Annotated in this window: 13 protein-coding genes; all 13 read right to left on the bottom strand. The window is 71.2% G+C overall.

Annotated elements, in window-relative coordinates:
- Nucleotide 1: 1 nt before the first annotated feature.
- From ACQW02_RS05115 to ACQW02_RS05055, 13 genes are read right to left on the bottom strand one after another with little or no spacing between them, the layout of a single operon-like run.
- The gene (locus ACQW02_RS05115; RefSeq protein ID WP_431284193.1) at nt 2–325 is read right to left on the bottom strand and encodes a hypothetical protein; all 324 of its coding nucleotides are present in this window, start codon (nt 323–325) and stop codon (nt 2–4) included.
- A gap of 13 nt (nt 326–338) precedes the next feature.
- Nucleotides 339–845, bottom strand: a complete 507-nt coding sequence (locus tag ACQW02_RS05110; protein ID WP_431284192.1) for a phage baseplate assembly protein V — start codon at nt 843–845, stop codon at nt 339–341.
- On the bottom strand, nt 842–1,966 hold the full coding sequence (locus tag ACQW02_RS05105; protein WP_431284191.1) for a hypothetical protein: 1,125 nt from the start codon (nt 1,964–1,966) through the stop codon (nt 842–844). Before ACQW02_RS05105 ends, ACQW02_RS05110 begins: the two co-directional genes overlap by 4 nt.
- Nucleotides 1,967–1,968: 2 nt before the next feature.
- Nucleotides 1,969–2,331 carry a hypothetical protein gene (locus ACQW02_RS05100; RefSeq protein WP_431284190.1) on the bottom strand — a complete coding sequence of 121 codons (363 nt, stop codon included), beginning with the start codon at nt 2,329–2,331 and terminating at the stop codon, nt 1,969–1,971.
- Nucleotides 2,328–2,987 carry a hypothetical protein gene (locus ACQW02_RS05095; RefSeq protein WP_431284189.1) on the bottom strand — a complete coding sequence of 220 codons (660 nt, stop codon included), beginning with the start codon at nt 2,985–2,987 and terminating at the stop codon, nt 2,328–2,330. The genes ACQW02_RS05100 and ACQW02_RS05095 overlap by 4 nt, the downstream gene beginning before the upstream one ends.
- Nucleotides 2,984–3,808: a DUF4157 domain-containing protein gene (locus ACQW02_RS05090; protein ID WP_431284188.1), complete on the bottom strand. Its 825-nt coding sequence runs from the start codon at nt 3,806–3,808 to the stop codon at nt 2,984–2,986. Before ACQW02_RS05090 ends, ACQW02_RS05095 begins: the two co-directional genes overlap by 4 nt.
- Nucleotides 3,805–4,632, bottom strand: coding sequence for a DUF4157 domain-containing protein (locus ACQW02_RS05085; protein WP_431284187.1), 828 nt, complete (start codon nt 4,630–4,632; stop codon nt 3,805–3,807). The genes ACQW02_RS05090 and ACQW02_RS05085 overlap by 4 nt, the downstream gene beginning before the upstream one ends.
- Nucleotides 4,629–4,838 (bottom strand): hypothetical protein, encoded by a 210-nt coding sequence (locus ACQW02_RS05080; protein ID WP_431284186.1) that lies wholly within the window; start codon nt 4,836–4,838, stop codon nt 4,629–4,631. The genes ACQW02_RS05085 and ACQW02_RS05080 overlap by 4 nt, the downstream gene beginning before the upstream one ends.
- Entirely contained in the window at nt 4,835–6,703 is a 1,869-nt protein-coding gene (locus ACQW02_RS05075; protein WP_431284185.1) for an ATP-binding protein, read from the bottom strand. Before ACQW02_RS05075 ends, ACQW02_RS05080 begins: the two co-directional genes overlap by 4 nt.
- Entirely contained in the window at nt 6,700–8,010 is a 1,311-nt protein-coding gene (locus ACQW02_RS05070; protein WP_431284184.1) for a DUF4255 domain-containing protein, read from the bottom strand. The genes ACQW02_RS05075 and ACQW02_RS05070 overlap by 4 nt, the downstream gene beginning before the upstream one ends.
- On the bottom strand, nt 8,007–8,741 hold the full coding sequence (locus ACQW02_RS05065; RefSeq protein WP_431284183.1) for a hypothetical protein: 735 nt from the start codon (nt 8,739–8,741) through the stop codon (nt 8,007–8,009). The genes ACQW02_RS05070 and ACQW02_RS05065 overlap by 4 nt, the downstream gene beginning before the upstream one ends.
- Nucleotides 8,741–9,436 carry a hypothetical protein gene (locus ACQW02_RS05060; protein ID WP_431284182.1) on the bottom strand — a complete coding sequence of 232 codons (696 nt, stop codon included), beginning with the start codon at nt 9,434–9,436 and terminating at the stop codon, nt 8,741–8,743. Before ACQW02_RS05060 ends, ACQW02_RS05065 begins: the two co-directional genes overlap by 1 nt.
- Nucleotides 9,426–9,950 (bottom strand): phage tail protein, encoded by a 525-nt coding sequence (locus tag ACQW02_RS05055; RefSeq protein ID WP_431284181.1) that lies wholly within the window; start codon nt 9,948–9,950, stop codon nt 9,426–9,428. The genes ACQW02_RS05060 and ACQW02_RS05055 overlap by 11 nt, the downstream gene beginning before the upstream one ends.
- Nucleotides 9,951–9,955 lie beyond the last annotated feature (5 nt).

Genomic DNA, 9,955 nt, shown 5'->3' with positions numbered 1-9,955 from the left:
CCTACATGCCCGTGACGCGGGTTTGCGCCATGACCGGGATCAGCGGCGTGCCGGTCGGGACGCAGACGGATTGGCTGTCCATCAGCAACACCGGTTGGCCCATCACCTGCACGCGCGTGGCGGCGGTGACGAATTGCGCGGTGACGCAGGGGCCGGTGCCGGCGGCGGGCGGCGGCATGGTGCAACCGGCGACGGTCCAGGGCGCGGCGATGGTGACGACCGGCTGGCCGCTGACGGTGACGCGCGGCTGCGGCGCGGTCGGCTGCGCCTGGCCCGCGTGCGAGCAGATCACGGTCGCGCCCATATGCAGCAGGAAACCGGGCATCGCGTCGTCTCCCTCAGATCACGGTCAAGGCGCCGTTGTTGATGGTCACGGTGGGGCCGATCAGCGTGATGCTGGCGCCCTTGCCGTTCATGATCGTGATGCCCGTGTCGTTGACGACCAGCATCGCCCCGAGCGCCGTCTTGATCATGATGCCGCCGGTCGGCCCTGGCACGTCGTTGATGGTAATGCCGTTCTGCAACGGCGTCTGGAAGGTCAGCCCAGGCACGCCAGGCGGCACGGTCTGCGCCAGCACGGGGACTTCGGCGGCAGACCCCCAAAAGCCGCCGACCCAGATCGGGTAGTCGGGATCGCCCCGTTCGAACTCGACCCAGACGCCAGCGCCGATGGGGGGGACGGTGACGACACCGCTCTGGATACCCACCGCCGGCAGGCAGGGCATCGCCCAGGACGACGGCAGCACCGAGGACACATCCGGCACGATCACCTGGATGCGCCCGATCATCATCGGATCGACATTGTTGAGGCAGGTGCCGCGATATTTGCCGAGATAGGTGCTCATGCCGGCACCACCGGAACGGTCGGCATGATGCCGTTGCGGGCGAGTTCGAAACCCTGCGCGTAGCTGCCGCGCTTGATTTCATGCGTAACGCGCTTGACGAACCACAGCCCGTCGAAGGCCAGCCCCGCGCCGCGCAAGCCGACCAGCTTGCGCGCCCGCAGCACGCGGCCATAGCGCAACACGTTCAGCCGCCCCGTCGCGAAAACACTGTCATTGTGCTGCGCCGCATAGGCGATGCCGGACATCAGCGCCTGGCCTGGCGACAGCCGCGCCGTGTCCTCCAGCCGCGTGATCTTTGGCGGCAGCGGCGGCAGCAGGCCAAGGGGCGGGTTCAGTGGCGTGATGTCGGGGATGGGGATGGGGATCGGCGCCTTGGAGGTCTTTTCGTGGATCATCACGATCGGCATTTCCTTGGCCTCGCGATCCATCCGGAAGCTCAGTTGCTCGACATTGGTATGGGCATCCATGTCGATCGACAGCGCCGGCTGCACCGGACCCACGCGCAATTCCGGCCCCCAATAGGCGACGGCCATGCCCGGCTGCGGCCCGGGATCGACGTGGAAGATGTAGCCCGCCTGGCGCGCCAGGCGCTTCACGTAGTCCAGGTCCTTGCCCTGCTGGCGCGGGATCTGTTCGATCGGCAGGGGCAGGTCCTCGACCAGCCCCGGGATCACCATCGGCACCATCCCGAGCCAGGCGTACTTTGCAAGGATCAGCAGCACCCGCGCGGCGGGCGGCATGGCGGGATAAGGCAGCCCCGAGAAATCGAGGTAGCCCATCACCTGGCTCAAATCCTTGCCCTGGATTTTCAGCGTGGCGGGCGATCCCGGTTCGATCTGGTGCTGGGTGACGACGCCATCCATCAGCACGACCGTGGTGCCGCCGACCGTCGCCGACAGCACCACGCGCAGCAGCGGGATCGAGCCGCCGCCGGCGATCAGGAACAGCGTCGTCAGCGGCGAACGGCGGTCGATTTCGAAGGTGAGGTCGAAGCCGCTTTCCTCCTCGCCCGAGGCTTCGGTCACCTGGACGGAGACCAGCGCGTCGATCACCTCCTTCGGCGCCGGAATGGCGATGCCGGGGCCGATGCGCAGGCCAAGCTGGATGCCGCCGAGGAGCATGGTCAGCCGCCCCCCATGCCGGCGGCGAGGGTGATGCGCAGGCGGCGCCCGGGGGTCGCGGTCAGTTCCTCCGGCGCCAGCGCGCCATTGGCGTCGCAGAGGCGCCAGAATTGTTCGGCATCGCCGATGGTGGCGGCGGCGATGCGGTCCAGCCGGTCGCCCTGCACGACCAGATGTTCGCCGATGGCGGTGAAGGCGGCGGTGGGTGGGATCACCCGGCGCGGCAGGTGGGCCACGGTGGTGCCATCGGGCCGCACGAACTGGCGCAGCGGCAGCCCGTGGTAGCGGCTGTTCGGCGGGAAGGGCGAATGCGTCAGCGCCCCCGCCTGGAACAGCGCCTGGACCGGATCGGTGAAGCCGCTCATGGCAAGCCACTCAGGCCGAGGGCGGCGAGGCCGGGCTGCGATGCGAGCCCCGCGAGGCGTTCCTTGTTCTGCAGATAGCCCATGAACAGGCCGGAGCCGCGATGGGCGAAGCCGAGGTCGTCGACCGTCAGCACACGCATCGCCAGGGTCACCTTGGCGCGAATGGGGTTCAGTGAGGAATCGAAGGCTTCCTCGGTGACGCTGAATTCGGTCAGCCGCACCGGCACGACGCGATTGCGCGACCAGATGAAGAGGCAGAGTGGCGCCTCCATCGGCGCGATTTCCAGATTGCCCTGCGCGGCCTGCGCGGCATTGGACTGCAAGTGGCTGCTTTCGGGATAGGCCAGGATTTCCATCGCCGCGAGATCGGGGAAGAGCCCATGCGCGACGGCCGCGGCGTTGCGGTCGGGGTCGTGCAGGCGGTCCGTGGCGTCCAGTTCCACTTCGACGCGCAGGGTTTCGACGGCCGGGCCGCGCAGGCGCAGTGCCTCGGCGCGTGACTGGCCCTGCGCTTCGGGTGTCTGCGCGGTCAGGGTCCGGGTCAGGTTGTCGGGGTTGTATTGCAGCGCGATCACCCGCCGCACCGCCGCCGTCGCGGGGTCGAGCAGGACCAGCCCGCCCTTGATGACGCGGGGCGAGGCGGTGAGGCCGGTCATGCCTCGATCACCTCGACGCCCGCTTCGCGCAGGATGACGATGATGACCAGCGCGGTCGCGGCACCACAGGCCACGACGAGTGCAGCGGCTTCGCAGACGCCGGAGGCGAAGCAGGCGATGATGAGCGCGAGGGCCGCGACGCTGATCACCGCGATGATCCAGGCCGGCAGGATTTCACGGACCCGCTCTTCGGCGGCCTTGGGGTCGAAGACGCTGCATTTGCAGACCTTCCCGCCTTCCTTCCCCGCGAAGATGTTGCATATGCCGTTCTTGTCGTTCTCTTTGCAGGGGAAGCCCTTGCACTTGTTCCAGGGGCGCGATTCACAGGTGCGCAAGGCCCGCATCAGGGTCACGGGCGCCATTGTCGGTGCCTGCGTGGCGAACCGTTCGGCCTGGGCTTCGAAGGGCGAGTCAGGGGCACCGATGACCAGATTGGCGGGGACAGGGGCCGCGCCCTGCTGCGCGACATGGACGAGTTCATGCGCGAGGAGATGATCGCCCTCCGCCGTGCCGGGGGCGAAGCGGCCCGGGCCAAAGACGATATGCGCGCCAACGGTATAGGCCAGCGCATCGACCGCCGTGGCGGATTCGGCGGCGCGTGAATCGCTGTGGATGCGCACCTGGGAAAACGCCGGGCCGAGGATGCGTTCGGCCAGCGGGCGCGACCGGTCGTCCAGCGCGGTGCCGGGCGCGCGCAGCACGGCATGCACGATCGGCGGCGCGAAGCCTGACGCGGTCGCCCCCGACCGGGTGCTGCGTTGCAGCTTGCGGTCGTCTTTCTTGCCGCAGCCGCAGGCGCGTTGCAGGAGGGCGGGGGTCATGCCTCGTTCACCGTGACGCCGTTGTCGCGCAGGATCGCGATGACCACGGCGGCGGCGGCGGCACCGCAAGCACCGATCAGGGCCGCGGCCTCACACACACCCGTCGCGAAGCACGCGATGATGGCGGCGATGGCGGCGGCACTCAGGATGGCGAGCAGCCAGCCCGGCAGCAGTTCCATCACCCGGTTGGGCGTGGGTGCGTCGCCCGATTGGTCGCGGCAGCGGCAGCCGTAGGTGATGCCGCCCCATTGGCACACGCCGCCGCGCCCGCTGGCCGCGGTGCAGGGGGTGCCGGCGCAGTTGCGGACGGTGCGGCCTTCGCAGGACGCGCGCATCAGCATGGCCGGGGCAGCGGCGCGGGGGGCCGCCTGGACCTGTGTCGCGACTCTTTCGGCCTGCGCTTCGAAGGCACTGTCCGGCGCACCGATCGCGAGGCTGGCCGGGACAGGCGCGGCCCCTTGCTGCGCCACATGCGCGAGTTCATGGGCGAGGAGGTGATCGCCCTCCGCCGTGCCGGGGGCGAAGCGGCCCGGGCCGAACACGATGTGCGGCCCGACGGTATAGGCCAGCGCGCCGACCGCCGTCGCGGAATCCGCCGCGCGTGAATCGGTGTGGATGCGCACCTGGGGAAAATCGGGACCAAGAATGCGTTCCGCCAGCGGACGGCTCCGTTCATCCAATACAGTGCCGGCGTCGCGCAGGACGGCGTGCACGATCGGCGGCGCGAAGCCCGATGTGGCCGCCCCCGCCTGGGCGCGGCGTAGCAGCTTGCGCTCGTCCTTCTTGCCGCAGGCGCAGGCGCGTTGCAGGAGGGCGGCGCTCATCGCCCCACCCTCCGCGCGACATGCGCCGCGAGGGCTGTGGCAAAGCCGGGTTCGCCTGGCCGAGCCGGCAATGCCGCCGTGTCCGGCCCGCGTGGTGCCGTGTCCGCCAGGCGTTGGGCGAGTGCGCGCTCCACTTGCCGCCGCAGGGCCGCCGCATCGACCGGGCCCTCCACGGACAGCGTGCCGATGCGCAAGGTCACCGTCATGGCCATCCCTCCAATTCGCTGCTTGTCAGGGGTTGTTCCAGCTTGGCGTATTCGGCCAGGGCCGCCTGCTTCAGTTGCGCCATCCCGACCGGCGTGCCCGCCGCCATCGCCAGATGCGCGGCGCTGAGCGCCAGGTTGCGGATATGCCCGCCCGCCAGGGTCAGTTGCGCCAGGCGCGGGTAATCCAGGTCCGCGACGGGTGTCGCTGCCGGGAAGGCGCCGCGCCACAGCGCCTCACGCAGCACCGCATCCGGAAAGGGAAAGCCCAGCACGAAGCGCAGCCGGCGCCGGAAGGCGGGGTCGAGGGCGGCACGCTGATTGGTCGTCAGGATGGCGAGGCCGGCATAGGCCTCCATCCGCTGCAACAGGTAGCTGACCTCGATATTGGCGTAGCGGTCGTGGCTGTCCTTGACCTCCGACCGCTTGCCAAACAGCGCATCGGCCTCGTCGAACAGCAGGATCGCGCCGCTGGCCTCGCCGGCATCGAAGATGCGCTTGAGGTTCTTCTCGGTCTCACCAATGAATTTGCTGACCGTCTGCGACAGGTCGATGCGATAGAGGTCGAGGTCCAGGCTGCGCGCCAGCACCTCGGCCGCCATGGTCTTGCCCGTGCCGCTCGGGCCGGCGAAGAGGGCGGCCAGCCCCATCGCCCGGCCCCGTGCGGCAAAGCCCCAGGTGCCGTGCAGCCGCGCGGCTTGCGCGACATGCAGGCGGATTTCCTCCAGCCCCTGGCGCACCGGGGCGGGCACCACGAGGTCGTCCCATTCCGCACGGGGATCCAGGCGCTCGGCCAGCGCGTCCAGGGGCTGGCGCGCAAGGGCGCGTGCCTCCGGCCACAGGCGCCGCGCGGCTTCGGCGGGGGGCAGGATCGCGAGGTTGCCGGCGATCGTCGCGACCGCGGCGCCGTCCAGTGCGAAACGCTCCGCGACGGCGGCGAGTTCGGGTGCCATGCGATCGGCGGCGGGGCCGAGAGCCAGGCGCCATAGCGCCTCGCGCTCCGACGCATCGGCCGGTGGTGGGGTGAGCGGCAGGCGTGGACGTGAGGGCAGCGGCAAGGGCGCTTCCAGCCCCAGTAGCAGGGGGGAGGCCATCTCCTCCGCGAAAAGTGCCAGGCGGCGCGGTGCTGGCCCTTCGGCGACCACCAAAAGCGCGGCGCCGGCCAGGGCCAGTTCGCGTTCGCAAAGCCGCGCGAGGGCGACGCGTTCGGCCGCGGGTTCGGGAATGTCGGCCGCGTCCAGCGCCAGCAGGCGCAGCCTTGCGAGCGAGGCCATGGCCGCCGCCAGCCGTTCGGCGGGGCCGGTGATCTCCACGACGGGCGGGACAGCGCCGCCGGAACTGAGCCAGCGGGCACCGACGAGGGACACAGCCTCGGCCTCGCGCTGGGTCAGCCGGGTCGGTTCCGGGATGGTGCGCAGCAGCCCGGCCAGGCGGGGGTCCTCGGCCTCGACACCCAGCAGGTAGAACAGGATGCGCTGGTCCAGGCGCAGTGCGGCCGTGGTCAGCGGTTCGCCGGGCGTGGGTTCCAGCAGCAGCCAGCGACGCAGCGGGCGGGCGGGGGAAAGGGCGCTCCAATGCGGCGCCTCCAGCACCGCCAGCCCCAGGGCGAAGGTGACGGCGGCGCGGCCGTCCGGATGCTGGGCCGCGACCCGTTGCGCGAGTGCTGCGTCCAACTCAACCCCGGCGGCCAGCAGGATCAGATCGCGTTCGAAGGGTGTCAGCCCAAAAGCCTGTTCCAGCGCGATGGCCGTATCCGGCAGCGGCGCGTCGTGTGGTGCGTCACCGCCATCCAGCCGGGCGCGGAGGCGTTCGAACACGGCCGCCAGGGCGCGTTGCTGAGGTTCGGCCTGGTCGCGGATTGCGTTCATGGCAGCGCCACCTGCTGCGTCGGGTCGAAGCGCGGCGGGCGTTGGCTGCGGTCGACCAGCAGGCTTTCGGCGCCATCGACCCGCAGCCGCACGGGAACCGTGACCCCCGTGGGCAGGCCGGTCGCGCGGAAGACCAGTGCTGAGCCGGTGCCGCCACCCGGCACGGCGCGGCTGCCGACGACGAGCCCCGCGACCTGCCCCGGCCGCAGGGGCGGGCTGGCGGTGACATCCAAGCGCACGACGCCGCCGGGTTCGGCGACCGCGGCGATGGCGCGCAGGCGGGGGGCCAGCAGCAGCGGCAGGGCATTGGTTTCGATCACCCGCGCACCGCGCGTGACGCGCAGCGAGACCATGTAGAGCCCGGCGCGCCAGGCGTTGGGGTCCTCCGGCGATCCGGGCGTGGGCGCGGCGGCGGGTGGGTCCGGCGGCAGGGCGATGCTGACCTCGGCCGCCGTGCCCGGGGCCGGCAGCACTAGCACCTGGCCGGAGACGGGGTCGCGCAGCAGGGCCTGGACCGCATCGCCCTCCAGCGCCGCGCCACGTAGGACCACAGTTTCGCCGAGGCGTGCGGCGGGCTGGCCGATTTCGAACAGCGACGGCACGGCGGTGGCGAGCGAGGCCAGGGCGATGACGCCCTGGTCGCGGCCGGTCGTCGGATCGCCCTCACCCCGCGTCAGCACCGGCAGGGCGGCGCGGACGGGGCGGCGGCGTTCCAGCAACAGGACCGAGACCTGGTAGGCGGCGGAGGGACGGTAGGTGCTCTGGAACGAGGTCCAGAGTTTCGACAGCCCATCCAGCCCGAGTTCATGCGGCGTGACGCGGATCAATTCCGCCTGGTCGGCCAGATCGCTGCCGATCAGCGCCTGCCAGGCAGCGGGGGCGGTGCCGCCGCCGGGTGGGTTGGCCAGGATGGTGCGGATGCGGTCGCGCGCCAGCACGGCGTTTTCGTGCAGCAGTTGCATGGCGTGGCCGAGCAGGATTTCGCCCTGCAATTCGGCCGAGGAATAGGCGCTGAGCAGGTAGCCAAGGGTCAGCCCCATCAGCGGTTCCGCGATCCGCCCGCCACGGCTGTCGCGTTCCGGCAGGTTGCCCCCGGCCCAGGCGGCGTTGGGCGCGATCTGGTGGAGGAAGAGGTTGAGCTGCGTCACCTCGGCCGCGTTGGAATCCGGCCGCACCCGATCGGGCGGCAGGGCGGAAACCAGGATGCTGCCGCCCACCGCCGCCGACAGGCCGCTGCCGGTCAGCCCGGTTTGCAACAGGTCCTGCAAGACCCGGGTGACCGAGGCGATGGCGAAGCCGTTGCTCATCGCGGCGGATCGCGGCGCAGGTAGCGGTCGAGCGACATGAGGGTGCTGGCCCGGGGCGCTGGGGCGACGGGGGCGGGTGGGCTGCGGACCTCGATGCGGCCGATCTCGATGCGGACATCGGGGGGTGGTGCTGCGTCGCGGGTGGCTTGGGCGAAAACGGCGCGGGGACGTGGTGGGCTGGGCTGCGCCAGCAGGGTGCGGGGTGGCGGCGCGGCTTCGGCAAAGGCAGGGCGCGCGGGCGCGGGGATGGCGCCGGGTGGCATCGGTGGCGGGCTGGCCGTGATCGGGATCGGCGGGGCCTGGCGCGGCGCGGGGTCGGCCAGCGCGGCAGCGGGTGCGGTGACGGTCTGCGGTGGTAGGAACGGTGCGGCCACGGGCGTCGCCGCCTGCACGGGAAGCGGCACGGCGACGGGCGGCGGCGTGAGCGCCCCCGGCGCCATGCGGCGCGCGAGGACGGGCGTCGCCATGCTGCTGACCCTGCTGGGGGCGGCCTGTGCCGGGGACAGGTGGGCGGTGACCGCTGGCTGTGCCGGGGCTGGGACACGGGGCGGCATCCGGCGTGGCGCAGACGCTTCCGGCACGGCCGTCGGCGCCATCGCCGCATCCGGCGGGGCGGTTTCTTCCAGTGGAGAAGGCGCCGGGCCGTCCTCAAAAATCCCGCGCGGGCGGACGCGCAGCAGTTGCCCCTGCCCCGTGGCCCGCGCCATCAGCAGGGCGAACAGGTCCGCCATCAGCCGGCCAGGTCCAGATAGGCGCGGCGCCGGGCGGCCGGCAGCGCCAGGATCTCGGCCTCGGCCCAGCCATAGGCGCGGGCCAGGGCGGCGACTTCCGCCAGCAGGCGGGGCGCGGCGGCGGCGATGTCCTGGGCGAGCAAGGCTTCGGCATCGAGCCCGGCCAAGGCCACGGCGCCGCAATCCGGGCAGGTCAGCGACACCGTCACCTCGATCAGTGGATCGCGCGCGCCCAAAACCTCGGTCGCGGCGATGCGCAGGCTGTCGGGCAAGGTTTTGGGCGGGACTGGGGTGTCGCCATGCGTGGCGTCCAGGATGCAGGCCTCGAACAGCGCGCGGGCCGGATCGGGGGCAAGGGCCGCCGCGTGCAGGTCCGCCGCCGTGGGGGCGCGAACCCGTGCGTAAAAACCTTCGGCGGCGATGTGGCAGGGCGCATCGTCGGGCGGCGGGTCGCGCAGCAGGTCGCGCAGGTCCAGCGCCACGTCCAGAGCCGCACCGCAGTCCGGGCAATCGGCCACCGCGTCCAGCACCGGGCCGAAACTGGCGATGCGGATGCCCAGCACGTCGCGCATGCGCATGCCCAGGGGCTGGTCCGGGTGCAGCCCGAACATGGCGGGGTCGGGCCCAGCCTCCCAGGCGGCAATCACCCCCGCGGCGTCCAGGCCACGCGGTGTGGGGCTGGGGTCAGCCCGCATCACCCAGCTGCGGTTCGGACGGTTCGACGACCGCTTCGTCGCGTTCCCAGCCCTCGTTCTCCAGTTTCAGCGACTGGATCGCCACGGCGTTGGCATTGGCATCCAGGTCGGGCAGCGCCTGGTATTCCGACACCCAGGCGCGGAACACCTTGTAGGCCAGGGCCAGTTGCCCGGCCTCGTTATACAATTCGATGATGATGTCCTTGCGGAAATCCTTCAGCGAGGCTTCCGATCCCAGCCCCGCGCCAAAATTCCAGACCTTGGAGGCCCAGGCTTCGAAAGCCGCGTCGTGGGTCACGCCGCGTTCCAGGGTGATCGGTTCGAATTTCGATCGGCCGGGGGATTTGCGGCTGGTGCTGGGGTCGCCGCCCTCGCGGTGTTCCACCACCTCGGTCGTGCGCTTCAGCGCGCTGACCTTGCTGACGCCGGCGACGAAGCGGCCGTCCCACCGAACCCGGAACTTGAAGTTCTTGTATGGGTCGAACCGCGTGGCGTTGACGCTGAACTGGGCCATGCCGG

Origin of the sequence: Humitalea sp. 24SJ18S-53 (assembly GCF_050632385.1) — a bacterium.
GTDB lineage: Bacteria > Pseudomonadota > Alphaproteobacteria > Acetobacterales > Acetobacteraceae > Humitalea.
Note: the sequence above shows the minus strand (reverse complement) of the source record. Positions and strands in the feature narration are given on the sequence as shown.